The following is a 25,066-nucleotide window of genomic DNA, read 5'->3' as shown; positions in this document are numbered from 1 at the left end:
TTGATCCTGAACAAATCGGATCATGCCCTGTGAGACAGGCACTTTCGCGTATCAACACGACGCCACAGCAAATCAGCACGAAAAATTCAGGCTAGTGTCCCGCGCCATAGCCACTCGCACTCCTCATCGCCTGCCGAAACCGCTTCGAACGCTTCGAGTGCGAAGCACCCTCCTACTCGCTGGTCGAGTAAGCCCGGCGACGCAGGAGCCGAGCGCATCGGGACCGAGTTCAACCGCACTGCCCGACAAGTGATCTCGATGCGGCACCTCGCAGGCTCGGTGCCTCACTCGATCAGCGAGGGGAGACTACGCCTCCTGCGTCACCCCGCTGTGCTCGTCCAACCGCGGCGGAGCCGAACGATACGTCGCCGGTGTGGCCGAAAGCCGAATCGGGTTGGCCACCTGGCGGATCGGCGCGTCGCGGCGGTCGTCGTCGATCGTGACGACCGGGTCGAGCCCGAGACGTTCGGCCAGCGCGATGGCGTCGGCGATGTCGTTGAGCGGTCCGCACGGGACGCGTCGCGCGGTGAGCGCCTCGAACCAGGCGTCCGCGGTGTCACTTGCCAACGCGGAGTTGATGATCGCGCCCAGTTCCGCCCGATTCGCCACACGCGCCTTGTTCGTCGAGAACCGTTCGTCTGCAGCCAGTTCCGGCTGTCCGAGGACGTCGACGAGGGCGGCGAACTGACGGTCGTTGCCGACCGCCAGCACGAGCGGACGGTCCCCCGCCGAAAACACCTCGTACGGAGCGATACTCGGATGCCGGTTGCCCATGGCATGCGGAACCACCCCGGCCGTGACGTACGCCGACGACTGATTCACCAACGCGGACAACAACGACGAGAGCAGGTTGACCTCGATCCGTTGCCCCTCGCCGGTCCGGTCCCGATGCCGCAGGGCCGCGAGAATGCCGACGGCAGCATGCAAGCCGGTGATCACGTCGACCATCGCGACACCCACCTTGGTGGGCGTCTCGGGATTCGGTCCGGTGACGCTCATCAAGCCACCGACCGCCTGGATGAGCAGGTCGTAGCCGGGCAGTTGGTTGTTGCCGCCGAAGCCGGTCACCGAGCAGTAGACGATGTCCGGGTTGATCTCTCGCACCGCGTCGTAGCCCAAGCCGAGGCGATCGAGCGTCCCGGGCAGGAAGTTCTCCACCATCACGTCGGCGCGTTCCACGAGTTCCCTTGCGGCAGTGAGCCCATCGTCGTCGGTGAGGTCGAGCGCCACCGATTGCTTGTTGCGGTTGACCGACAGGAAGTACGACGAGAAGTCCCCCACCCACGGCGGTCCCCAGCTGCGGGTGTCGTCGCCGGCGCCGGGCCGTTCCACCTTGATGACCTCGGCACCGAGATCGGCGAGCAGCATCGTGGCGTACGGTCCGGCGAGCACTCGCCCGAAGTCCGCGATGACCAGGCCGTCGAGCGCGCTCGTCACCGGAACGCGCCCTCGCCGGTCAGTGCCTGACCGATGGTCAGCTGATGCACCTCGGAGGTGCCCTCGTAGGTGAGCACCGACTCCAGGTTGTTGGCGTGCCGGATGACCGGGTACTCCAGGGTGATGCCGTTGGCGCCCAGGATGGTTCGGCATTCGCGGGCGATCGCGATGGCTTCCCGGACGTTGTTCAGCTTGCCGGTGCTCACCTGTGCCGGGGTGATCTCGCCGCGGTCCTTGAGCCGGCCGAGGTGATAGGCCAGCAGGTGCCCCTTGCCGACCTCGAGCGCCATGTCGGCGATCTTGGTCTGGGTGATCTGGTAGCCGGCGAGCGGCTTATCGAACACCTCGCGCGTCTGCGCATAGTCGATGGCCGTCTCGAGGCAGTCGCGGGCGGCACCGATGGCACCGAAGATGATGCCGAAGCGGGCCTCGCCCAGGGCGGTCAGCGGACCGCGGAGACCGGCGGCCTCGGGCAGCATCGCCGACTCGGGCAGGCGGACGTCCTCGAGCACCAGTTCGGATGTGACCGAGGCGCGGAGCGAGATCTTCTTCTTGATCTCCGGGGCGGAGAATCCCGGGGTGTTGGTGGGGACGACGAATCCGCGGATGCCCCGGGGGCTCTCGTCGAGGTCGGTCTGCGCCCACACCACCGCGACATCGGCGATCGATCCGTTGGTGATCCACATCTTGGTGCCGTTGAGCACCCAGTCGTCACCATCGCGTTTGGCGTGGGTGCGCATGCCCGCCGGGTTGGAGCCGAAGTCGGGCTCGGTCAGGCCGAAGCAGCCGATGGCGTCGCCGGCGGCCATCCGCGGCAGCCACTCCTGCTTCTGCTCCTCGCTCCCCCAGTGGTGGATGGAGAACATGGCGAGCGAGCCCTGCACCGACACGAGGCTGCGGATGCCGGAGTCGACGGCTTCGAGTTCCAGGCAGGCCAACCCGTAGGCGGTGGCGCTGGTGCCCGGGCAGCCGTAGCCCTCGAGGTGCATGCCGAGCGCACCGAGCGACCCGAGTTCCTTCGCGAGTTCGCGCGCCGGGAGCTCTGCCTTCTCGAACCAGTCGCCGACGTGGGGCCGCAGTCGCTCCTCGCCGAACTTGCGGACGGTGTCGCGGATGGCGATCTCCTCGTCGTCCAGCAGAGAGTCGAGCGCGAACAGCTGGGACAGGGTTTGCGGGCGAGTCACCGTATGCCTCCTGGTAAGAACGATTGCACGAACGTTTGCATCGACTAAGGTAGGTGCATAGTCGGCTGTCGTCAACATCGTGTGACGCATTCGGGAGGAGAAGTGGATGGCCGGGGGTAATCGAGCGCCGACGCTCAAGGAGATCGCGGAGCGGGCCGGCGTCCACGTGTCGACGGCGTCGCGGGTGCTGCGGCAGCCCGAGCCGGCCGACGGGTGGTCGGAGTCGGCGCTGCGCGTGCGGGAGGTGGCCGCCGAGCTCGGCTACCGGCCCAACCTCTGGGCGGCCAGCCTGCGCACACGCAAGACCACCACCCTCGGACTGGTGATGCCCCGGCTCACCGACGGCGTCGTCGCGACCACCTATCAGGGCATCGAGGCGGCCGCGACACGAGCCGGCTACTCGGTGCTGCTGTCGTCCCCGCCCGACGACCTCGAGGCGCAGCGGCGGGCTATCGCGCTGCTCGTCGGCCGGCAGGTCGACGGACTGCTGCTGAGCAGCCTGCACACGCCGGGTCGGCCGTTCATCGACTCGCTCTCGATCGGCGATGTCCCGCTGGTCACCGTCACCCGGCACGCCGATGCCGGGCTGCCGTTCGTGGGTGGCGACGACCGGCACGGCGGCTACCTGGCCGCACGCCATCTCCTCGACCGCGGTTACACCGACCTCGCGGTCATCGCCGGGCCGGCTCATGCCTCGACGGCCACCGACCGACTCGCCGGGTTCCGGTCCGCCCTCGACACCGCGTCGATCGCGTTGCCCGATGAACGAGTCGTCCAATCGACCTTCGAGGTCGACGCCGGTGTCGCCGCCGGCCGGCAGCTGCTCGATACCGCCGACCGTCCGCGCGCGATCTTCGCGGTCTCCGACACCATCGCCATCGGCGTGCTGGGCGCGGCCCGCGATCTCGGCCTGACGATCCCCGACGACGTTGCGCTGATGGGCTACAACGACATTCCGGTCGTCGCGCAGCTACCGGTCCCGCTGACCACCGTCCGGTCCCCCGCCCGACAGATCGGCGAGACCGCGGCGCGGCGGCTGCTCGATCTGGTCGAGGGCCGTGAACCGGAGACCGTGCGACTTCCGGTGGAGCTCATCGTCCGGGCCACGACCTGACGTCCCTCGCCTCCCGTCGAGTGGGCGCCGTTTCTCGTTGACTGGGTACCGTTTTTCGTTGACTGTGCTCGCGACCCCACGTGCGCTGCCCACTCAACCGGATCGGGCGCCCACTCAACCGGATCGGGCGCCCACTCAACCGGATCGGGCGCCCAGTCGACGCTACGGCTGCTGCGCCGGCGCCACCACGTTGAAGGTGATCGGCGCGGATTCCTTCTCACCGATCTTGCCGATGGCCTGGTAGCCGCCGACGGGGATCGGGACGCGCGGCTTGTCGCAGCCCGGATTGCTGGTGGTGCCCGACCAGGTGATGGTGTCGCGCACCTGCTGGGCCGGCTGCAGGGTGACGTTGTTGACGGTCTGCAGCGGCGAGCAGTCGCGTGCCGACCACAGGGTGCGGGTGCCGTCGAGGGTGCGGACGACGACGTCCTGCGCGGCCTTACCCACGTCTCGGGTGCATTCGGTGAGCCCGACGTTGGTCGTCACGATGGTGAAGACGGGCTGGTCCCCGGTGGTGTAGGTGGGCTTGTCGGTGTAGAGGACGACCCCGATGTTGGAGTCGGGGCACAGTCCGGACGCGGGCACCGGGCCGGGCGCCTGGGCAGCGGCGGCACTCGGGGCCACCGCCGAGCCGGACGCGGGGACACCCCCACCTCCGGCGGCCGCACCTCCGTACCCACCGGCGACTTCTTCGCTGGACGACGGCGCGCTCGTCTCCGACGAGTACGCGGTCTCCGATGCCGACGTCGCCGACGACGTGGCCGCGGCGTTCGACGGCGAATCGTCATTTCCGCCGGTGGCCCACACGATCAGGCCGATGATCAGGGCCACCGCGACGACCACACCACCGATCGCGACGACGCGTCGTCGCCAATAGATCTCGGGAGGTAGCGGGCCCTGCGGTTCGATCACGAGGCCCACGCTAACGGCCGGGCAACCACCGTCGGGCGACCCTGAGCGGCGTGTCGCGAAAACAGCCCCTGACCGGCCAAAAGTCTCAAGTTGGGGTTAAGGCCCGCACTGTGTCGCAGGCCACAGCATGCGGGCGGGTCAGGCGGTGGCGGCGGTGTTCGCCACGGTCTGGGTCGGCACGTCATCGACGTCGCCGTAGACGCCACGCAGCCGCGCGCGACCCTCGTCCAGCTGATAGGTGAGGCCGACGATGGCGAGTTTCCCGTTGGCGACACGGTCGGCGATGATCCGGCTGCGCTGCATGATCAGCCGACCGGTCTCTACCACGTGCCGGGCCTCGAACTCGTCCACGCGGGTCAGACCTTCGCTGCGGCCGGCCAGGATGCTCGGTGTCACCTTCTCCACCACGTCGCGGATGTATCCGCCGGGGATCTGCAGTTCGTCGAGAGCGTCGAGCGTGGCCTTCACCGCACCGCAACTGTCGTGGCCGAGGATCGCGATGAGCGGAACCTGAAGCACCTCGGCGGCGTACTCGAGCGAACCGAGCACCGCGGAGTCGATCACCTGACCCGCCGTCCGGACGACGAACATGTCGCCGAGTCCCTGGTCGAAGATGATCTCTGCTGCCAGGCGGGAGTCCGAGCAGCCGAAGAGCACCACGTGCGGGTGCTGTCCGGCGGCGAGTCGTGCGCGGTCCTCGCTACCCTGGCTGGGATGCTGAGACTCTCCCGCGACGAAACGGTCATTGCCTTCGCGCAGCACGTGCCAGGCCTGCGACGGTGTCAATCCTGCGGTCATGACGACTAGTGTGCCACCGGCCGCCCTGCTCGGCTGGTTCGACGTCCATGAACGCGAGCTGCCGTGGCGGGCCGCAGGTTTGTCCGGCTGGCAGATCCTGATCAGCGAGATCATGCTGCAGCAGACCCCGGTCGCCCGGGTCACCGGACCGTGGCGACAGTGGGTCGACCGCTGGCCCGTGCCGTCGGCCATGGCTGCGGCGTCGCAGGGCGACGTGTTGCGGGCCTGGGGCAAGCTGGGTTACCCGCGCCGGGCACTGCGACTGCATGAATGCGCGACGGTCCTCGCCGAGCGGTTCGACGACCGGGTCCCCGACGACGTCGCGACGATGTTGACGCTGCCCGGCATCGGTGACTACACGGCGCGCGCGGTGGCGTGTTTCGCCTACGGCCAGTCGGTCCCGGTGGTCGACACCAACGTCCGGCGGGTGATCGCGCGGGCGGTGCACGGGCGCGAGCAGCCGGGGAATCCGTCGCGTTTCGACCTCGACGACGCCGACGCCCTGTTGCCCCGGACGCCCGCCGGAAACCCGGCCACCACTGCACCGCGGTTCTCGGCCGCCTTGATGGAACTCGGCGCGCTGGTGTGCACGTCACGCAGCCCGCGTTGCGACGACTGCCCGCTCACCGATTGCACCTGGGTGCGGCTCGGACGGCCGGCGCACTCGGGGCCGCCGCGGAAAGCGCAGAAGTTCGCCGGCACCGATCGACAGGTCCGCGGGCTGCTGCTCGACGTCCTGCGGGATACCGAGCACCCCGTCGACCGCGCAAGACTCGACACGGTGTGGACGTCCGACACTGCGCAACGCAATCGCGCACTGGATTCACTGCTCGTCGACGGGTTGGTCGAGTTGACCACCGATGGCCGGTACTGCCTTGCCGGCGAAGCGAATTGACGGCCACTCCGGCTCGGCCACGACCGTCGGGAACGATGGGCCCGAGATCGACTCCGCGACCGACTGTGCGAGCTCGCCAATCCTGCTAGTTTGACGCGATGAGCGAACCGCCCAATGTGCCGCCGACCGGCGGCTATGGACCCGCGTACCAGAATCAGCCTTATCCGCCCGGCGGACAGTATCCCTACGGCTCGCAGTACCCGGCGCAGCCGCCGGGCCCGGGCACTCCCGCGTCGACCGGTGCCGACCTCGACTTCAGCAACGCATTCCGGTGGTCGTGGGACCGCCTGCGCGACAACCTGTGGCCGATGGTGCTGCCCGGCCTCCTGATGTTCGCCTCGGCCCTGGTGCTGGGCGGACTGATGGTGGCCGCCGGGTTCTGGGCGTTCGGCGACCTGCACACGACCACCGACGAGTACGGATATACGGAGACGACCGGCTCCGTCAACGTCGGCGGTCTCGTCTTGTTGGTGCTGCTCGGGATCGCGCTGACGGCCGCCTTCTTCTACCTGTACGCGGCCGTGTACGCCGGGTCGATCCGCACCGCCGACGGCGAGCAGGTGACGACGAGCACCTTCCTCAGGACGCGACGGTTCTGGCCGCTGCTCGGCGCACTCATCCTCACCGGGATCGTCACGGTGATCGGTTTCATCCTGTGCATCATCCCGGGCCTGATCGCGCTGGTGCTGCTGCAGTTCGTGCCGTTCTACGTCATCGATCGGGGGATGTCCCCGATCCCGGCGATGATCGCGTCATCACGGCTCGCCCGAGACCGGGTGGGCGATTCGGTCCTCGTGTACATCGCCATCTACGGCATCAACTATCTCGGACAACTCCTGCTCTACATCGGCAGCATCTTCACCCTGCCGTTCTCGACGCTGCTGCATGCCTACGCCTATCGCCGGATGAGCGGTGGCCAGATCGCCGGGGCATGGGATTCGACGGCGCAGCCGGGATACCCGCCACCCGGCTATCCGGCCCAACCGGGGTATCCGGCGCAGCCGGGGTACCCGCCGCAAGCGGGATATCCGACGACACAGCAGGCTTATCCGACGCAACCGGGGCAGCCGGGGCAGCCCGGGTATCCGACGCAACCGGGGTATCCGGGGTATCCGACGACACAGCAGACTTATCCGACCCAGCCGGCACAACCGGGGTATCCGCCGCAACAGAACTACCCCGGCTACTCGGCCCAGCCCGAGCGACCGACGACGACCGATCCCCAGTACCCGACCCAACCGCCCTACCCGACACAACCCCAGTACCCGACGCAGGGCTACCCGACACCGCCGGGCAGCTCACCGGGCAATGGTCCGGACAAGCCGGATGCCGCACCGACCGACGACCAGAACGGCCGGCCCTGATCCGATAACCCCTGCGACCAGGCTCGCGAGCGAGCATCCCCCGCGGGCGGCCTGCCGCAGAACGATTCCTCCACCCAGAATGCGAGAACCCTCCGAGTACTTTCGGAGGGTTCTCGTAATGCGGGGGGAGGAACTCTCAGCTCGCCGGGAGGCGGGGCCGGGCAGGGCCGGGCGGGGCGCGGGCGCGACTACAGCGCGGAGAGGAACGCCTCGACGGCACCGCGATAGAGGTCGGGCGCGTCGTCGTGCACGAGGTGTCCGGCGCCGGTGACACGGAGGTGCAGTGCAAAGTCGTTGATCGAGGACATTTTTCGCATCTGCCCCGGTGGCGTGACAGTGTGCTCGGCTTCGATCAGCAGCGACGGCACTGCGATGCCCGACCACTGCGACCAGAACTCGCGGCCACCCCACTCCTCGGCGATCTCGGTCCAGATCGACAGGTGCCCGTGCAGTCGGCCGTCGTCGAACGCCTCGTAGAAGTAGCGGCCGGCGACCGGTCCGAACATCGCCGTAGCGTCGTCGATCGACGCGAACCGGTCGGGCCAGCTGTCGAACCACGGCGTCCACGTCCGGGTCGTCTGGCCACGGAAGTCCGGGGCCATGTCCTCGATCACCAACGCGGACACCATTTCCGGGTAGGTCGCCGCGGCACACCAGGCGTGCAGCGCGCCCATGGAGTGGCCGATGAGCACCGCCGGTCCCTGATCGATCCACGTGAGGATCTCGGCGAGATCGGCGACGAACCGTTCGGTGCCCAGTTCGGCCGGATCGTCGGGCATCGTGACGTCGGAGCCCGTGTGATACGCCGCGTCGAAGGTGAAGACACGTCCGTGCCGGCGCAGCCACGGAATCTGCCGCCGCCATGTGCGCCCGCGTCCCATCAGTCCGTGCAGCAGCACGATCGGACCGACCCCACGCACCGGCACACCGTCTCGGTCGACCGGACCGCCGTGGTCGAGCAGTCCGATGTCGGGGCCGCTGAAAGTGGGTATCACCGTCACGGGCTACAGGGTATGGCGCGGCCCGGACATCACGTCGTTGCCACGTCGACGCGATCGGGATAGAAGGCGACGTGCCCCGCGATCTCGCCGACCGCGGGATACGGATCCCGATAGGTCCACACAGCGTCGGCGATCTCGTGGCCGTCGACGACGACGTCGTAGTACGAGCAGTCGCCCTTGAACGGGCAGTAGGTGGTGGTGGCGGATTCCCGCAGCGCACCCGGGTCCACGTCGGACAGCGGAATGTAATGCACCCGTGGATAACTCGCTTCGTCCAGGGCGAGCGCCCGCGTCGAATCGGCGATCACCACATTCCCGGCCCGCACCGTCACCCGCCCACCCGCGGCCGTGACGGTGATCGGATGCTCGGCAGTCGGCTCGAGCCGCGCTCGACTCATCTCAGCTCTCCTCTCGTCGCCCCCTTCGATTACACCGCACTCGCGACGGTCGGTGGATCGGTGCCAGTAGGGTGGACGCATGGCTGTTGTGAAGATCAATGCGATCTCGGTGCCCGAGGGTGCCGGGCCGGAACTCGAGAAGCGCTTCGCCAATCGGGCACATTCCGTCGACGGGTCCAAGGGATTCCTCGGATTCCAGTTGCTGCGCCCGGTCAAGGGCGACGACCGCTACTTCGTGGTCACCCAGTGGGAGTCCGAGGAGGATTTCCAGGCGTGGGTCTCGGGGCCGGCCCGTGAGGCGCACTCCGGTGAACGCGCGAAGCCGGTGGCGAGCGGCTCCGACCTGCTGGAGTTCGAGGTCGTCCTCGACGCCCGACCGACTACCTGAGCCAGTCCGTGACCTCATCGGTCACACCGATGTTCCCGCTCGGCACGGCCCTGCTGCCGGGCGAGCCGTTGCCGCTGCGGATCTTCGAGCCGCGGTATCGGCAGATGCTCACCGATTGCCTTGGTACGTCGAAGGACTCGGGCCGATTCGGCGTGGTGCTGATCGCGCGCGGCAGCGAGGTCGGTGGTGGCGATGTGCGCCACGAGGTCGGGACCTTCGCGCGCATCGAGAATCTGCTGCGGCAACCCGACGGTCGAGCGTCGCTGACCTGCACCGGAACCGAGAGATTCCGGGTCGTCGAGTGGCTGCCCGACAACCCCTACCCGCGGGCCGTCACCGAAACCCTGCCCGACCCGGTGATCGGCGACGCCGATCGGTCGGCCCTGAACGAACTCAGCATCGCGATCCGCGCATTGGTCGACGACGTGGCCGCCGCGCGCGACGCGCCCATCGACAGCCTGCCCACCTTCGACGACGACGACCTGGCGGAGCATGGCGTCTTCGGCTGGGCTGCACGCCTGCCCATCGGACCCGCCGACCGCCAGCGCCTGCTGGAGTGCGCGACGGTCGCCGAACAGGTGGCGCTGCTCCGCGAAGCCGTCGACGGCATCTCCGACATGATCCGCTTCGGTCTCTGACCCGCACCCCTGGCCGCCAACTTAGAACGTGTTCTAGTATTGGCGGGGAGTAACGCACATCACTCACGCACAGGGGAGCACACATGACCGAGACCGTCGAGTCACGTCCGGCCGCTGAGTTGGCCGGCGCCGGCGATCAACCGCAGTTGTACATCGGCGGACGTTGGGTCGATCCGCACTCGACCGAGACGCTGGAGGTCTTCTCCCCCGCCACCGGCGAACGCGTCGGCTCGGTGCCCCTGGCCGACGAGACGGACGTCGACACCGCGGTGAAGACCGCCCGCGCGGCCTTCGAGTCCGGTGTCTGGCGCGACACCGCCCCCGCGGAGCGTGCCGCCGTGCTGAATCGGGCCGCGGATCTGATCAACGAACGCATGGGAGACATCTCCGCGCTGGTGTCCGCGGAGATGGGCTCCACCCCGACCGACGTCGCCACCCTGCAGGGCCTGCCGGCCACCGGCGTGCTGCAGGGCTACGCGGCGGCGGCCACCGATTGCCCGTGGGAGGAACGGCGCACCGGCCTGTTCGGCGAAACACTGGTGACCCGTGAGGCGGTCGGCGTGGTCGGCGCGATCATCGCCTGGAACGTCCCATTGTTCTTGCTGGCCAACAAGTTCGGACCAGCGCTGGCCGCCGGGTGTTCGATCGTGCTCAAGCCCGCGCCGGAGACGCCGCTCAACGCGAACCTCCTCGCGCAGATCTTCGTCGAAGCCGGTGTCCCCGAGGGCGTCATCTCGGTGGTGCCCGGCGGGGTCGAGGCCGGGCAAGCGCTCGTCGATCATCCCGACGTCGACAAGATCACCTTCACCGGCTCCACCGCCGCGGGGCGGGTCATCGCCGCGCGCTGCGGCGAGACCCTGAAGCGGTGTTCGCTGGAGCTCGGCGGCAAGTCCGCCGCGATCGTCCTCGACGACGTCGACCTCGCGTCGAACATCTTCATGCTGGTGTTCTCCGCGGGACTGATCAACGCCGGGCAGGCGTGCGTCGCACAGACCCGCGTACTGGTGCCCCGGTCGCGGCACGACGAGATCGTAGCGGCAATGGTCGAGACCGCGAAGATGTTCACTCCCGGCCTGCCCACCGCCGAGGGCACGATGCTCGGCCCGCTGATCACCGCCAAGCAACGCGACAAGGTGGAGGGCTACGTCGCCAAGGGCAAGGAAGAGGGCGCCACACCGGTGCTCGAGGGCGGCCGGCCGGAGGGTCTCGAGGACGGGTTTTACGTGACCCCGACGATCTTCACCGGCGTCACCAATGACATGACCATCGCCCGTGAGGAGATCTTCGGTCCGGTGATCAGCGTGATCGCCTACGACACCGAGGACGAGGCCGTCGCGATCGCCAACGACTCGGATTACGGTCTGGCCGGCTCGATCTGGACGTCCGACATCGATCGTGGCGTTTCCATCGCCAAGCAGGTCCGGACCGGTACGCTTGGGATCAATTGGTACGCCATCGATCCGGCATCACCGTTCGGTGGTTACAAGAACTCCGGGATCGGCCGCGAGAACGGCCGGGAGGGCCTCGAGTCCTATCTGGAGCACAAGTCGATCCTCATGCCCATGGGGTACACGACTCCCGAAGCCTGATCTCTCACAGGGGATGGCGGGGTCGGTCACTGCCGAGTGGCCGGCCCCGCCTTTTCGTTCTCAGGGTGTGGGCACCGGACTCGAGGTGGCGGCAGCGGGCGGCGTCGGAACGGGCACCGCGGACGAGGGCGCCGGCGTCGGGTTCAGCGGAACCCCGTTGGCGGGCGCCTTGTCGGTGATCCCGATCTTGCTGCGGAACGAGTCGTCGGTGATGACGTCGATTCCGCTGATCTTCCATTCGCCGTCTTGGTTGACCATGTCGAAGGTGAGTCGGCTCGGATCGACGCGGACCAGTTCGCGGTCACCGCGCGTCACCGACTGGTTCATGAAGATCAGCACCTGCGAGGTGTTCTTGGTGTTGGTCACCACGCCCGCGTCCTGGATGGTCACCTCGGACACGACGCCCTGCTTGCGCACCTCGGCGGCCAGGTTGTTCTTCGTCACCAGGTCGTCGTAGGTCGGTTTGGCGGCACCCGTGAGCACGCTCTGTGATTTGGCGATGTGGGCGTCGACGGTGTTGGGGTTGTAGCCGAACATCGTCGTCGCGTATTCCTTGGCGGACTGCAGTGACGTGGTGCGCGCGTTCTCCACGCTGCGCGCCTCCCAGTACCGCCAGCCCAGGAACGCGGCGACCACGATCGCGGCCAGGGTGAGCACGCCGATGGCGAGGCCGACGAGTCTGCCTGTGGTCGTTCGCATTACGTCACCCACTCGAAGTTGGTCATCTTCAGCTCACCGTTGATCCGGGTGAGCTGCACCCGCCAGCGGAAGGTCTGCACCGTGGTGCCCTCCTTCGCGTCCGGTGATTTCATCTGCCAGCCGGACACCAGGATGACCGTGCCCTCGTCGGGCGTCGCCTTGGTAACCGCGGAGGAGATGATGGTCGACTTGGTGTCGACCTTCTGGTCCTGCACGAGACCGACGGCCTGCCTCATGGAGTCCTGCATCTGCTGCTGGGCTCGGCCGCTGGTCTTGGTCTCCATGGTTTTCATCGCCTGGTCGACATTGCCCGGGTTGAGCGTCGTGAGGTTGACGATCATCTGCCCGGCGAACGCCGAGTACTCGGCGCGCAGATCGTTCTGCCGGTCGTGGCGGGAGATCCCGACCGCGAACGCGATCGCTGCGGCGACGCACGCGATGATGATGACCACACCGATGCCTCCGGCGATCAGCCATCGCGCCGACCTGCCCGACCGGCCCGCGTAGCGCACCCGCGAGGTGGGCCCGCGTTTCGTGGCGTCGTCCGGAGGAGCGGGACTCGCTTCGGGCGCGCGGCGCTGCTCGGCCGAGGGCTCGGGGGCGCCGGCCGACGCGGCCATCCGAGCGCGTCGACGCTCCCGGTAGCTCAGTGTCTGCTCGACGTCACTGGGGTCTCGGGTCTCGGCCGCGGTTGTCTCCGGGGCGGTTCCCTCAGGGGTCCCGGCTTCAGGGGTCCCGGTTTCAGGGGTCCCGGCTACGGGAGTCCGGGCTTCGGGAGAACCGGCGTCGGGAGTTCCGGCATCCGAGGCGCTCGCCGCGCGGGGTTTCGGCCGCCGGCCCCGCCCGAGCGGTGCCGACCGCACCGGTGTGCGGGCCGCGATCACCGGTTCGCAGGCGTGGTCGTCGTCGTGTGTCGTGTCGCCGCCCGGGTCGGGGTCGGTCACTTCTGGACGGTCGTCGTGATCAAGCTCTGCCATGTGCTGGGTTGTCCTTGCGATTTCTGTCCGAGTCCGGCGTTGTAGGTCTTGCCGTCCGGACCGATGAAGTCTCCGGAGTCCGGATCGTAGCCGGTGGCGTAGACCGCGGGGTCGGAGCTGTGTTCGGTGGGTGTGCCGGGCGCGACGTATCCGGCGGGTTTGTTCCACGGGCTGGGGAATGGCAGCCCCTGCGGGAAGGGCGAGTTGTTGTCGCTGACGGGTTTGTATCCCGTGCGGCATTCCTCGGGGGTCGGCGCGCGCCGTCCGGGGAACTCGACGCACGGGAAGTTGCGGGCGCCGCGGACCGCGAGGTTGGAGTCCTGCGGGACCCGGCAGAGCATCCCGGGCGGGACGTCGCGCGCGGTCTGCGCGTTGCCGAACCGCCAGTCGGTGTACGGCAGGAAGCCGACGGTACAGGTGCCGGGGTCCTGGAAGCCGAGCGAGAAGTTCACGTTCGCCCCATAACGGGGGCTGCCGGTGTTCATCGCCGTGTACAGCTCGGCCAGCACGCGCGGATACAGCACGACGATCTGTTGCAGGTTCGGCAGGTACACCGCCATCGTCTTGGCGGCGACGTCGAGGTTGGCGATGGTCATCGGGAGCGACTGGTTCATCGACGCGAAGAGTTGTTCGCTCTGGGTCGCGACGCCGGGTCCCTTGTCGAGGATGTCGACGAGTTCGGGACGGTTGGCCCGCAGTTGGTCGGTGAACTTGGTGACCTCCGACGTCCAGGTGCGGATGTCGTCGGCGGTCCGGCTTTGCGTCGCCAGCAGCGGCCCGGCCTGCTGCACCAGCTTGATGGTGACGTCGGAGTTCTTGTCGGCGTCGCCGACAAGCAGGGTCATCGAATCCAGCAGGCGTTGCAGCGCTTCGCCGGTGCCGTTGAACGCGAGGAACGCCTCGTCCATCACCGACCGGAGTTGCGTGTCGTCGACGTCGCGCAACAGGGCGTCGGCCTGGTCGAGCATCGTGGAGATCTCGACGGGCACGTCCTCGGTGGTGACCACCGATCCGTCGTACAGATTGCCCGACGGACCGCCCGGCTTCGGCATGAACTCGACGTACTGTTCACCGATCGCGGACACGCTGCGCACCGATGCGGTCGACGACGCCGGGATCTTGCTGTCGCTGTCGATGCTCAGCGTCGCCTCGACACCGGTCGGGCTGAGCCGTACCGACTCCACCTTGCCGACGTTGACGCCCCGGAAACTCACGTTGGCGTTCTGATAGAGGCCGCCGGAGCTGGGCAGGTTCAGCTGCACCCGGTACTGCCCGACGCCGAACATGCCGGGCAGCCGGACGTAGTAGACCGCCATGGCGACGATCGCGATCACGGTGACGACGGCGAAGATGACCAGCTGGATGCGGACGAACCGGGTGATCTTCATCAGTTGCCACCCCCTTGGGGCGCGCCCGGCGTCGGAACCGGCTTGGCGGCCGGTGTCTTCGATGCCGGCGCCTTCGATGCGGGCGCCTTGGTCCGGGGAGTGCCGCCGCCGGGGACCAGCGGCGAGGTGAACGGATCGAGTCCGCGTTTGGCCGCGCCGGCGGGTGCGCCCACCACGCCCTCGGGCCCGACCAGCCCGACGGAGCTGAACATGCCCTTCTTGAGCCGGTCGAAGGTGAGGTCGAGGACGAGGTCGCCGTTGACGTAGTCGCCGCGGACGATCGCGGGGATCTTGTCCTCGACGAACGGGAATGTGAACAGCAGTCCGAGTGACTCGCTGAGGGCCGGACCGGTGGCTTGCAGCTGGTCGAGCAACGGCGACAGGTTCTTGACGATGTTGCGGATGTCGTCGCTGTTCGCGGTGAGGATGTCGTTGGTGGTTCGGGACAGCCGATCGAGGGCGGCGAGGGTGTCGGTGAGGTGTGGGCGCTGGTCGACCAGCAGTTGCAGGATCTGCGGGCCGTCGGCGAGGGCCCGCTCGACCGTCGGGGTCTGTTCGTTGATCGTCGCCGAGAGCCGGTTGAGCCCGTCGATCGCCGAGACGATGTTCTCCTTCTGGCGGTCAAGGTCGGACACCAGGGTGTTCAGCCGCGGCAGGAGTTTGTCGATGGCGTCCTGCCGGCCGGTGAACACCGAATCCATCTCGTGGACGATGTCACCGAGCTGGGACAGGCCGCCGCCGTTGAGCACCACCGACAACGAGCTCAGCACCTGCTCGGTGGTGGGATAGGTGCAGGCCGCCACCTGCTGCGCGGCGTTGACGTCGGGAATCGGTTCGGCACCGGTGGGCGCCGCGATGTTGGCCTGCTCGGGACACTTGGTCAACGGAATCTCGTCGCCAGGGGCCATCATCCCGCCCTCGGGATGCTCGGGCTGCACGATCTCCAGGTGCATCGAGCCCAGCACGCTGGTCATTCCGATCATGACGTGCGACCCGCGCGGCACCTGGGTTCCCTTGTCGAGCCGCAGCGCGACCTGCGCGTTCCAGTCCTTAATCCGGATCTCCCCGACGCTGCCGACCGTGGCGTCGTCGATCATCACCGGCGCGTTGGTGGTCAGTCCGGCGGCGGTCGGGATCATCGCGGTGATCTGGTAGGAGCCGTCGTCGGTGCCCTGCGCTCCCGGGATCGGCATGCTGGACAGCCCCTGGAAACCGCAGCCCCCGAGCAGGATGAGGACGGCGGTCAGCACGAGCGGGACGGCCAGTCGGCGGCGCATCATTTCTCCGCCCCCCAGGGCACCAGCAGGTCGCCGAGCGAACCGCCGCCGTTGTGCGATCGGGTGATGGCGTCCTGCTGCTGGATCGCCTCCTGGGCGCGGGCCTTCACGTCCGCGTTCTGATACTGGATCTGGTCCGGTCGCGCCATGATGCCGCTGACCGGATTGGTCATGAACGGCGGATAGTTGACGGTGATCGTGGCGAGCACCGGTTCGAGGACGTCGACGCACTTCTCGACCTCACCCTGGTCGAGTTCCGGACGATCGTTGGCGGCCATCGTGCCGCACAGCAGGGTGATCAGGTTGGCGCCCATACCGAGGCCGAAGATACCGACGAGCGATCCGGTCAACGGGTTGTAGATGTTGAGGAAGTTGGCCAGCTGGGTGGGCGACGAGTGCAGCAGGCCGCGGAACTGTTCGTCCTTGTCGGCGAGGATCTTGGTGGTCGCGGCGAGTTGACCGACCGAGGTCGACAGCGTCTTGCCGTTCTGATCGATGAACTTCTGCACGTCCGAGAGAGCGGCGTCCAGGTTGTGCATCGCACCGTTCAGCTGGGTGGTGGAGTCGCCGAGGACCGAACTGACCGACGCGATCCGGCCGTTGAACTGCACCATCTGCTCATGGCTGTCCGAGAGCGCGTCGGTGAGTTTCTGCAGGCTGCGGATGGTCGCGAAGAGGTCGCCGCGGCCGGCCGAGAGTGTTCCGATCACGTCGGAGAGTTCATGGATCGAGTCGTTGATCGATTGACCGTTGCCCGACAGGTTCTTGTCGAAGGTGTCGATGGTCTGGGCCGCGGTGCCCTTGTCCGCACCGTTCGGGCCGACCGCCTCGGTGAGGCGCGTGAGCTGCGCCTTCACGTCGTCCCATTCCATCGGGACCGCGGTGCGGTCCATCGGGATGGTGGCGTTGCCGGTCATCGTGGGCCCCGATGCGTAGACGGGGGTCAGCTGGATAAAGCGCCCCGACACGAGGCTCTGCGCGACGATGACCGCCTTGGCATCAGTCGGGATGGGTGTGTCCTTGGCGATGTCCATGACGACCTTGACGTCGCCGTCGCGCGGCTCGATCGACGCCACGTGACCGATGCTCACGCCGAGCACCCGCACCGAGTCACCCTTGTACAGCCCAGTCACCGACGGGAAGTACGCGGTGACCGTGTTGTAGCGGACCTTGTTGACGGCGAAGTAGCCCGCGATCACCACGACGATCACCAGCACCACCCCGGCGATGGTCTGCCACACCCGCTTGCCGAGTCCCATGTCAGCGGCCTTCCGTCTGCGGGACCGGCGGCGCGGTCGGCGAGGTCGTCGGTGGCGGCGGATAGGTCGACGGCGGCGTCGGGTACGCCGGCTTCGGCGACTTCGGCCGCGGTGGTTCGGCAGCGCCGGGAGTCATGCTCCACGACTGCGGCAGTGCCGGGCTGCCGGTACGCAGGAACGTCTGCCACAGCTGGGGATATTTCTGTTGCAGCACCTTCATGAACACCGACGTGTAGTCGCCGAAGGTCGGCACACCGACCAGCGACGAGAAGTACGGTCCCGACGCGACGGCCTCGCCGAGCAGGTTGGCATACGGCCCGAGACCGTCGATGGCCTTGCGCAGCGACGCGTCGTTGTCGCTGAGGATCTTGAGCACCCCGTCGAGCTTTGTCAGTACCGGCGTCAGCTGTGCGTTGTTGTCGGCGACGAAGCCGCTCACCTGGGCGCTCACATCGCGGGTTCCGCTGATCAGGGCGGCGATCGCGGACCGTCGCAGCTGCAGTTCGCCGAGCAGCGAATTGGCGTCGAGAAGCAACGAGTTGATCTGTGCGCTGCGGTCTCCGACGATCTGGGTGACCTCGTTGGCGCGGCCGAGCAGTTCGCGCAGTTCGTTGTCGCGGTCGGCGACGGCCTTGGAGAGGCGTGCAACGCCGTCCACCGCGCCCTTCACCTGGTCGGGCGTTTCGGAGAACGCCTCGTTCACGGTGGTCAGTGCGAGGTTGAGCTGATCGGTGTCGGTCTGCGCGAGGGTGTCGGTGGCGCCCTCGAGCGCGTCGGTCAGCGAGTAGGGCGCGATGGTGTTCTCGTTCTTGATCTCTCCGCCCGGCTTGATCCGTCCGGGGCCGTGCGGGATCAGCGTCAGGTTGCGGCGGCCGAGGACGGTCTCGGTCTTGATGGCCGCCTGCGAGTCGATTCCCATGACGACGGTGTCCTGCATCCGGAAGATCACTTCGGCCTTGGTGCCGCGATCGGTGCCGGCAAGCGAAATCGCTTGCACCGTACCCACATTCACGCCCGAAACGGTGACGATGTCGCCTTTGACGAGGCCGCCCGCGTCGTCGAAGTAGGCGCGGTAGGTGCTGATCGGCGACAGGTACGGCAATTTGTCCATCTGCATCGCGACGATGACGATCAGCGAGGTGACGACCACGCCGATCACGCCGACCTGCGCACGACTGCGGCCGCCGCGCCCCTCCTCGCGGGTGGCGTCGGCGTCGTCGGACGCACTTCGGTTGCTGCGGAACAGACCGCTGAACGGGCTCATCGCGGGTAGCACCGCCCGCCGGGATTGGTGGACTGCGATGTGACGTCGACGGGGGTGAACCAGATCTGGTTGTTGCCGGGGCCGTTGAACAGCAGCCGGATGCGGCACAGCCACAGCTGCAGCCAGGCGCCGTAGCTGCCGACGTTGGACAGCATCTTGTAGTCGTTCGGCAGCCGCTGGATGAGGCCCCGCACGTACGGCTCGGACTTGAGGACCTCGGCCGAGGTCTTCCCGAGGTTGTCGGCGGCGGACTTGATGTCGGGGCGGGTGGTGACCAGCAGGTCGGACAGACTGTTGGTGAGCTGCGCGGTCTGGGTGAGCGAGTCGCCGATCACCCCGCGTTGGGCGTTGAGTCCACTGACCAACTGCTGGAGCTTGTCGAGGCTGTCGTCGAAGCCGGTGCGGTCACCTTCGACGGTGGCCATGGTGGTGTTCAGGTTGTCGATGACCTCGCCGATCAGCTGGTCGCGGTCGGCGAGGGTGTTGGTGAAGTCTGCGGTGCTGGTCAGCAACTGGTTCAGGGCCGGTCCCTGCCCCTGGAACACCTGGATCAGCGAGGCGGACAGGTCGTTGACCTCGTTCGGATTGAGCGTGCGGAACAGCGGTTTGAAACCGCCGAGCAGTTTGTCGAGGTCCAGCGCCGGTACGGTCTGCGAGATCGGGATCTGCGAGCCCGGCGTGAGTGTCTTGTCGGGGTCGCCGGTTCCCTGCTGGAGTTCGAGGTAACGGTCGCCGGTGAGGTTCTCGTACCGGATCACCGCATGCACCGACGACGGCAACGGGTACTGCCGGTCGACGCTGAAGGCGACCTCGGCCTCGTTGTCCCGGTTGAGCGACACCGACTGCACCGATCCGACCTCGACGCCGGCGATCTTCACCGTGCTGCCCGACTTCATCGCCGACGCGCTGGTGAACAGGGCGGTGTAGTCGTCGGACTTGCCGGACCGGTAGCGGCTGAACACGACCACCAGGGCCACGAACACCAGCACCATCACGACTGCGAAGGCGCCGAGCTTGATCGAGGTCGCGCGGAACGCGCGGGCTCTGTTATCCACGGGGCGGCGCTCCGAACAGCAGTTGGAAGAGCTTCGTCCGGTCGGCCTTCGGCTTGGTGCGCGGCTGGTAGGGCTGTTCCGCGTTGTCGCCGACGTAGAAGTCGACGTGCTCGGCCGAGTCCGGATCGCCCAGACCGCCCTCGCAGGTGGGTGGACCGTCGACGTTGTTGCGGGGCAGATTCTCCGGGTAGCGGTAGGGCTCGGATCCGGGCAGCAACCCGGCGAACAGGGTCAGTCCGTACTCGCCGCCGAAGATCGGGGCGGCCTTCTTGGTGCCGATGGCCGCCGCCGTGATGAAGCAGGCGAGGCCTGGGGCCTGATAGCCGAGCATGCTTGCCACCGGACTGAAGTTCGACAGCGTCGCCATGAGGCGGGCCTTGGACGGCGCCACCACCCCGTCGATGGTGTTGGCCATGCCGGTTGCGTTGATGAGCAGCGCGTCGAGGTTCGCCTGATTGTCGACGAGGGTGTTGCCGATGACGGTGAAGTTGTCGATGCTGCGCATCAGGCTCGGCATCGCGTCGGCGTAGACGTTCGACGCGGTCGCGGTCTGCGCGAGGAGGTCGTTGAGTTCGGTGAGGTGTGGGTTGGTCTTGCCGAGAAGATCCGACAGTTGCGCCAACGCCACACCGACGTCGTCGCCGCGCCCGGACAGCGCGGTGTCGATCGCGCCGAGGGTCGCGTTCAGCTTCTCGGGCTGAAGCTGCGCGAGCACGCCGACGAGCTGTTGATACACGGTGTTGAGTTCCACGACGACCTGATCACCGCTGATCGTCTGACCCGGTTGCAGAGTGCCCGAGGCGCCGGATTCGGGGACGACGAGGTCCACGGCCTTGGCCCCGAAGACGGTGTTCGACTTGATGTCGGCGTTCACGTTGCCCGGGATCATCGACATCTGATCGGAGTAGATGTTGAGCTTCAGGATCGCCTGGGCATCGCTCTCGGTGATCGACGCGACCCGCCCGACCTCGACGCCGCGGAGTTTCACCTTGGCGTCGGGGTTCATCACCAGGCCGGCGCGGGGGGCTTCGAGCGTGACCGTCTGGGTGTCGGCGAACCAGTTGAGGAACTGGCCTGCCGCCGCGGCGATGATCACCACCAGTCCGCCGACCATGACGACCGCGGCGGTCCGCCGGACCGCGCGGCTGCGCTCCTGCTTCCTTGGCATGCGCCCTACCCCGCCAGGTTGAACTTGCCGTCGGCGCCGTAGATGGCGAGTGAGGTGAGCAGTGTGATCACGACCACAACAACGAGCGATGCGCGGACCGCGTTCCCCACCGCGACACCGACGCCGACCGGGCCGCCGGAGGCGTTGTAGCCGTAGTAGGTGTGGATCAGCATGACCGCGATGGCCATGCAGATCGCCTGCACGAACGACCACAGGATGTCCGACGGGATGAGGAAGGTGTTGAAGTAGTGGTCGTAGACGCCGGGCGACTGACCGTAGAGGAAGACCGTCGCGAAGCGGCTGGCCAGGAAGGACGCCAGCGAGGCGAGCGCGTACAGCGGGATGATCGCGATCAGTCCGGCAACGATACGGGTGCTGACCAGGTACGGGATCGACGAGATGGCCATCGTCTCGAGCGCGTCGATCTCCTCACTGACCCGCATCGCGCCGAGTTGGGCGGTGGCGCCCGCGCCGATCGTCGCGGCGAGCGCGATGCCGGCGATCACGGGCACGGCGATGCGCACGTTGATGAATGCGGAGAAGAAACCGGTGAGGGCTTCGACACCGATGTTGGCGAGCGAACTGTAGCCCTGCACCGCGATGGTGCCGCCGGTGAACAGGGTGAGAAAGCCGACGACGACGACGGTGCCGCCGATCATCGCCAGCGCACCGGTTCCCATGGAGATCTCGGCGATGAGCCGCAGGGTCTCCTTCTTGTATTGCCGTACCGCGCGCGGGATGGCGATGAGGCTGTCCCAGTAGAACAGCGCCTGATCGCCGATCTGGTCCCAGTCCTCGCCGGCGCGCTTGAGCGCGAATCGGGCGGTTTGGAAGCGGGTGGTGAACGGAAGAACCATGCTCAGCCCGCCGTCGCCTTCAGCCCGACCGCGGTGACGACGACGTTCACGACGAACAGCGCCATGAACGAGTACACGACGGTCTCGTTCACCGCGTCGCCGACGCCTTTTGCGCCGCCCTTGACATTGAGCCCCTGATAGCAGCCGACCATCCCGGCGAACAGTCCGAAGAGCGCGGCCTTGACCATCGAGATCATCAGCTCCCCGAAGCCGGTGAGCAGCGTGAGGTTGGCGATGAACGCGCCGGGGTTCACGTCCTGCAGGAAAACCGAGAACATGAAGCCGCCGCCGATGCCGATGGTGCACACCAGGCTGTTCAGCAGCACGGCGACGCCGGTCGACGCGATGATCCGCGGCACCACCAGGCGGTGGATCGGATTGATGCCCAGCACCTTCATCGCGTCGATCTCTTCGCGGATGGTGCGGGCCCCGAGGTCGGCGCAGATCGCCGTCGCGCCGGCACCCGCGACGATGAGCACGGTGACGATGGGGCCGATCTGAGTGATGGTGCCCAGCGCCGCCCCGGCGCCGGACAGGTCCTGGGCGCCGATCTCGCGCAGCAGGATGTTGAGCGTGAAGCTCACGAGCACGGTGAACGGGATGGCGACCAGCAGCGTCGGGACCATCGACACGCGGGCGATCGCCCACGACTGCTCGACCGTCTCACGCCACTGGACAGGGCGGCGAAACAGTTCCCGAGCTGAATCGACACCCAACGACACGAAGTCCCCGACGCCGGCCATCGGCGTGGCGAGCTTCTGCAACACCAGCACTCCTTCCCCCCTGGGATCCCCCTCATCGGCGCGCGAGACCGGGATTACCGCGAACCTATCACGCACCCATGACCGTTTCGGTCACTCGACCAGTTGACTCGCTGAGAATGTCCTACCCGGGTCCCGACCGGAGAAGTAGCTGGTCAAGGTCTTGTTCAGGGCTCCGGAATCCCAGGCGTCACCCACCGCGGTGAAGGTCTCCGCCACCGTCGGCGCGGCCATCAACACCACCTTCGGGCCGTACACCACGAACACCTGGCCGGTGACCTGATCGGCGTCGGGTCCGGCCAGAAAGGTGACCAGCCGGACGACGTGTTCGGGCGAGAGCGGGTCGACACCGTCGTCCGGGGCGTCCCCGAACACCCCGGCGGTCATCTGGGTTCGCGCGCGCGGACAGATCGCGTTGGCGCGAACCCCGTAGCGGCGTAGCGCGCGCGCCGCCGACAACGTCAGCGCGGTGATGCCCGCCTTCGCCGCGCCGTAGTTGGCCTGCCCCTCCGGACCCAGCAGCCCCGCCTCGGACGATGTGTTGATCAGCCGGCCGTAGACCGGGCCGCCCGCCGCCTTGGACGCGGCACGCCAGTGACTCGCGGCGTTGCGGTTGAGCAGGAAGTGGCCACGCAGATGCACGCGGATCACCAGATCCCAGTCGTCGTCGGACATGTTGAACAGCATCTTGTCGCGGGTGATGCCGGCGTTGCTCATCACGATGTCGAGCCCGCCGAGGTCGTCGGTGGCCGTGCGCATGATCTCCGTGGCGGTGGCCGAGTCGGCGATGTCGCCGGCGACCGGCACCGCGCGACGCCCCGCGGCGGTGACGACGTCGACGACATCGCTCGAGTCCAGGGCGCGGGCCAGGTCGTTTACGATCACCGTGGCGCCCTCGGCGGCGAGACCTATCGCCTCGGCGCGGCCGAGGCCGGCACCCGCCCCGGTGACCACCGCGATCCGTCCGTCCAACGACTGCCCCACGTCGGCTCCCTTCCCGAGTCGTCAAAAACTAGAACCTGTTCTAGCACGAATGCGCGGGAACCGGAACCGTCGGCACCGGATCGGTGGGTACGGCCTACTCGAGCGACAGCGCCGACTTGGGGCAACTGGCGACGATCTGACGCATTTCCTCCTCGCGCCCGGCGGGCACTTCCTCCTGGAGAATCACCAGGTAGTCGTCGTCGTCAAGGTCGAATACGTCCGGTGCCATCCCAACGCAGATCGCATTGGACTCGCACAGGTCGAAGTCTGCCTTGATTCGCATGATCGGGTACTCCTTCGGAGAATGGTCGCCTGTTGACGGGCTGTGACATACAGGCTAGAACGTGTTTCAGAAGTTGGCGAGCGTGAGTTCGCCGGGACCGGTTGACCCTATGACACGGAGACATCGATGCGCATCGCCTACACCGACCAGCAAGCCGAACTCCGGCGGGAACTGCGGTCGTACTTCGCGGCCCTGATGACCGACGAACGGCGCGCCGCCCTGAGCGGCGGTGACGGCGGCGAGCTCGGCGAGGGCGACGCCTACCGCGACGTCGTCGCGCAGATGGGTGCCGACGGATGGCTGGCGCTGGGCTGGCCCACCGAGTTCGGCGGCCAGAACCGCTCGATGATGGACCAGCTGATCTTCACCGACGAGGCGGCGATTGCGGGTGCGCCCGTTCCGTTCCTGACCATCAACTCCGTCGCGCCGACGATCATGCACTACGGCACCGACGAGCAGAAGGCGTTCTTCCTGCCGAAGATCGCGGCCGGGCAACTGCACTTCTCCATCGGCTACTCCGAGCCGGGCGCCGGCACCGATCTGGCCGCGCTGCGGACGACCGCCATCCGCGACGGCGACGAGTACGTCATCAACGGGCAGAAGATGTGGACGAGCCTCGTCCCCTACGCCGACTACATCTGGCTGGCCTGCCGCACCGACCCGTCCACGCTGACCGAGGACGGAAAGAAGCGCGGCCTGAAGAAGCATGCCGGCATCTCGATGCTGATCGTGCCGACGACGGCCGACGGCTTCAGTTACACCCCGGTGCACACCATGTCCGGTGTCGACACGAGTGCCACCTATTACCAGGACGTGCGGGTGCCGACGTCGGCCCTCGTCGGCGACGAAGGCGGCGGGTGGCCGCTGGTCACCAACCAGCTCAACCACGAACGCGTGGCGTTGTGCAGTGCCGCCCCGATCCAGACCGCGCTGCGGGAGACCGTCGAGTGGGCACAGCACACCAAAACCGGTGACGGACAACGGGTCATCGACGCGCCGTGGGTGCAGGCCAACCTCGCCCGGGTGCACGCCAAGGTCGAGTTCCTCAAATTGATCAACTGGAAGATCGCGTCGATCGCCGGCTCCGGCGGCTCGCCGAGCCCCGCCGACGCCTCGGCGACCAAGGTGTTCGGCACCGAATTCGCCACCGAGGCCTACCGATTGCTGATGGAGGTCGTCGGACCTGCCGCGACTCTGCGGGCGAACAGTCCGGGCGCGCACCTCAACGGCCGTCTCGAACGGTTCCAGCGCACCTCGCTGATCCTCACCTTCGGCGGCGGCACCAACGAGATCCAGCGCGACATCATTGCCATGCTCGCCCTCGGCCTCCCCCACCAGCGGAGGTGACGACCCACCTACATTCGCCGACCGAGCAA

The 25,066-nt window shown here is 67.5% G+C and carries 25 protein-coding genes; 7 read left to right on the top strand and 18 right to left on the bottom strand.

Going from position 1 to position 25,066, the window contains the following annotated elements:
• Window positions 1-306 precede the first annotated feature (306 nt).
• Complete coding sequence (locus tag ACWDTI_RS20860) at window positions 307-1,437, bottom strand: CaiB/BaiF CoA transferase family protein (protein ID WP_449740033.1); 1,131 nt, start codon at window positions 1,435-1,437, stop codon at window positions 307-309.
• Complete coding sequence (locus tag ACWDTI_RS20855; RefSeq protein WP_449740032.1) at window positions 1,434-2,621, bottom strand: acyl-CoA dehydrogenase family protein; 1,188 nt, start codon at window positions 2,619-2,621, stop codon at window positions 1,434-1,436. Before ACWDTI_RS20855 ends, ACWDTI_RS20860 begins: the two co-directional genes overlap by 4 nt.
• Before the next feature lie 106 nt (window positions 2,622-2,727).
• Here ACWDTI_RS20855 and ACWDTI_RS20850 point away from each other — a divergent pair, with 106 nt between their 5' ends.
• Window positions 2,728-3,735, top strand: coding sequence for a LacI family DNA-binding transcriptional regulator (locus ACWDTI_RS20850; RefSeq protein ID WP_449740031.1), 1,008 nt, complete (start codon window positions 2,728-2,730; stop codon window positions 3,733-3,735).
• 162 nt (window positions 3,736-3,897) lie between these two features.
• Here the strand turns inward: ACWDTI_RS20850 and ACWDTI_RS20845 are convergent, their stop codons facing one another.
• Both ACWDTI_RS20845 and ACWDTI_RS20840 read right to left on the bottom strand, forming a co-directional pair.
• Complete coding sequence (locus ACWDTI_RS20845; RefSeq protein WP_449740030.1) at window positions 3,898-4,647, bottom strand: hypothetical protein; 750 nt, start codon at window positions 4,645-4,647, stop codon at window positions 3,898-3,900.
• Between the two features lie 138 nt (window positions 4,648-4,785).
• Window positions 4,786-5,445: a carbonic anhydrase gene (locus ACWDTI_RS20840; protein WP_449740029.1), complete on the bottom strand. Its 660-nt coding sequence runs from the start codon at window positions 5,443-5,445 to the stop codon at window positions 4,786-4,788.
• Between ACWDTI_RS20840 and ACWDTI_RS20835 the strand changes: the two genes are divergently transcribed.
• Entirely contained in the window at window positions 5,444-6,340 is an 897-nt protein-coding gene (locus tag ACWDTI_RS20835; RefSeq protein ID WP_449740028.1) for an A/G-specific adenine glycosylase, read from the top strand. The genes ACWDTI_RS20840 and ACWDTI_RS20835 overlap by 2 nt on opposite strands.
• A gap of 98 nt (window positions 6,341-6,438) precedes the next feature.
• Complete coding sequence (locus ACWDTI_RS20830; RefSeq protein ID WP_449740027.1) at window positions 6,439-7,704, top strand: hypothetical protein; 1,266 nt, start codon at window positions 6,439-6,441, stop codon at window positions 7,702-7,704.
• 188 nt (window positions 7,705-7,892) lie between these two features.
• Here ACWDTI_RS20830 and ACWDTI_RS20825 read toward each other — a convergent pair whose 3' ends face one another.
• On the bottom strand, window positions 7,893-8,705 hold the full coding sequence (locus ACWDTI_RS20825) for an alpha/beta fold hydrolase (protein WP_449740026.1): 813 nt from the start codon (window positions 8,703-8,705) through the stop codon (window positions 7,893-7,895).
• Between the two features lie 29 nt (window positions 8,706-8,734).
• On the bottom strand, window positions 8,735-9,103 hold the full coding sequence (locus tag ACWDTI_RS20820) for a DUF427 domain-containing protein (RefSeq protein ID WP_449740025.1): 369 nt from the start codon (window positions 9,101-9,103) through the stop codon (window positions 8,735-8,737).
• A 79-nt stretch (window positions 9,104-9,182) separates the two neighbouring features.
• Between ACWDTI_RS20820 and ACWDTI_RS20815 the strand changes: the two genes are divergently transcribed.
• From ACWDTI_RS20815 to ACWDTI_RS20805, 3 genes are all read left to right on the top strand, one after another.
• Window positions 9,183-9,491 carry an antibiotic biosynthesis monooxygenase family protein gene (locus tag ACWDTI_RS20815; RefSeq protein ID WP_449740024.1) on the top strand — a complete coding sequence of 103 codons (309 nt, stop codon included), beginning with the start codon at window positions 9,183-9,185 and terminating at the stop codon, window positions 9,489-9,491.
• 29 nt (window positions 9,492-9,520) lie between these two features.
• Window positions 9,521-10,129: an LON peptidase substrate-binding domain-containing protein gene (locus ACWDTI_RS20810; protein WP_449740037.1), complete on the top strand. Its 609-nt coding sequence runs from the start codon at window positions 9,521-9,523 to the stop codon at window positions 10,127-10,129.
• An 83-nt stretch (window positions 10,130-10,212) separates the two neighbouring features.
• A complete protein-coding gene (locus ACWDTI_RS20805) occupies window positions 10,213-11,718 on the top strand; it encodes an aldehyde dehydrogenase (protein ID WP_449740023.1) in 1,506 nt (501 codons plus the stop codon).
• A 60-nt stretch (window positions 11,719-11,778) separates the two neighbouring features.
• On the opposite strand, the gene ACWDTI_RS20800 is transcribed toward ACWDTI_RS20805, so the two are convergent.
• The 12 genes from ACWDTI_RS20800 to ACWDTI_RS20745 all read right to left on the bottom strand — a co-directional run bounded on the left by ACWDTI_RS20800 (window position 11,779) and on the right by ACWDTI_RS20745 (window position 23,690).
• Complete coding sequence (locus tag ACWDTI_RS20800; RefSeq protein WP_449740022.1) at window positions 11,779-12,417, bottom strand: hypothetical protein; 639 nt, start codon at window positions 12,415-12,417, stop codon at window positions 11,779-11,781.
• Window positions 12,417-13,394, bottom strand: coding sequence for a hypothetical protein (locus ACWDTI_RS20795; protein WP_449740021.1), 978 nt, complete (start codon window positions 13,392-13,394; stop codon window positions 12,417-12,419). The genes ACWDTI_RS20800 and ACWDTI_RS20795 overlap by 1 nt, the downstream gene beginning before the upstream one ends.
• Window positions 13,358-14,782, bottom strand: coding sequence for an MCE family protein (locus tag ACWDTI_RS20790; RefSeq protein WP_449740020.1), 1,425 nt, complete (start codon window positions 14,780-14,782; stop codon window positions 13,358-13,360). The genes ACWDTI_RS20795 and ACWDTI_RS20790 overlap by 37 nt, the downstream gene beginning before the upstream one ends.
• The gene (locus ACWDTI_RS20785) at window positions 14,782-16,062 is read right to left on the bottom strand and encodes an MCE family protein (RefSeq protein WP_449740019.1); all 1,281 of its coding nucleotides are present in this window, start codon (window positions 16,060-16,062) and stop codon (window positions 14,782-14,784) included. Before ACWDTI_RS20785 ends, ACWDTI_RS20790 begins: the two co-directional genes overlap by 1 nt.
• Window positions 16,059-17,318 carry an MCE family protein gene (locus ACWDTI_RS20780; protein ID WP_449740018.1) on the bottom strand — a complete coding sequence of 420 codons (1,260 nt, stop codon included), beginning with the start codon at window positions 17,316-17,318 and terminating at the stop codon, window positions 16,059-16,061. The genes ACWDTI_RS20785 and ACWDTI_RS20780 overlap by 4 nt, the downstream gene beginning before the upstream one ends.
• A 1-nt stretch (window position 17,319) precedes the next feature.
• Window positions 17,320-18,582 (bottom strand): MCE family protein, encoded by a 1,263-nt coding sequence (locus ACWDTI_RS20775; protein ID WP_449740017.1) that lies wholly within the window; start codon window positions 18,580-18,582, stop codon window positions 17,320-17,322.
• Window positions 18,579-19,637 carry an MCE family protein gene (locus ACWDTI_RS20770; protein ID WP_449740016.1) on the bottom strand — a complete coding sequence of 353 codons (1,059 nt, stop codon included), beginning with the start codon at window positions 19,635-19,637 and terminating at the stop codon, window positions 18,579-18,581. Before ACWDTI_RS20770 ends, ACWDTI_RS20775 begins: the two co-directional genes overlap by 4 nt.
• Window positions 19,630-20,805, bottom strand: a complete 1,176-nt coding sequence (locus ACWDTI_RS20765) for an MCE family protein (protein WP_449740015.1) — start codon at window positions 20,803-20,805, stop codon at window positions 19,630-19,632. Before ACWDTI_RS20765 ends, ACWDTI_RS20770 begins: the two co-directional genes overlap by 8 nt.
• Before the next feature lie 5 nt (window positions 20,806-20,810).
• Window positions 20,811-21,662, bottom strand: a complete 852-nt coding sequence (locus ACWDTI_RS20760) for an MlaE family ABC transporter permease (RefSeq protein ID WP_449740014.1) — start codon at window positions 21,660-21,662, stop codon at window positions 20,811-20,813.
• A 2-nt stretch (window positions 21,663-21,664) separates the two neighbouring features.
• On the bottom strand, window positions 21,665-22,429 hold the full coding sequence (locus ACWDTI_RS20755) for an MlaE family ABC transporter permease (RefSeq protein ID WP_449740013.1): 765 nt from the start codon (window positions 22,427-22,429) through the stop codon (window positions 21,665-21,667).
• 87 nt (window positions 22,430-22,516) lie between these two features.
• The gene (locus ACWDTI_RS20750) at window positions 22,517-23,407 is read right to left on the bottom strand and encodes a 3-oxoacyl-ACP reductase (protein ID WP_449740012.1); all 891 of its coding nucleotides are present in this window, start codon (window positions 23,405-23,407) and stop codon (window positions 22,517-22,519) included.
• Between the two features lie 94 nt (window positions 23,408-23,501).
• Window positions 23,502-23,690: a ferredoxin gene (locus ACWDTI_RS20745; RefSeq protein ID WP_449740011.1), complete on the bottom strand. Its 189-nt coding sequence runs from the start codon at window positions 23,688-23,690 to the stop codon at window positions 23,502-23,504.
• Window positions 23,691-23,816: 126 nt separating this feature from the next.
• On the opposite strand from ACWDTI_RS20745, the gene ACWDTI_RS20740 reads away from it, so the two are divergent.
• Entirely contained in the window at window positions 23,817-25,037 is a 1,221-nt protein-coding gene (locus ACWDTI_RS20740) for an acyl-CoA dehydrogenase family protein (protein WP_449740010.1), read from the top strand.
• Window positions 25,038-25,066 lie beyond the last annotated feature (29 nt).

Source organism: Gordonia sp. NPDC003424, from assembly GCF_053588655.1.
This window is presented reverse-complemented; position numbering and strand designations above follow the sequence as displayed.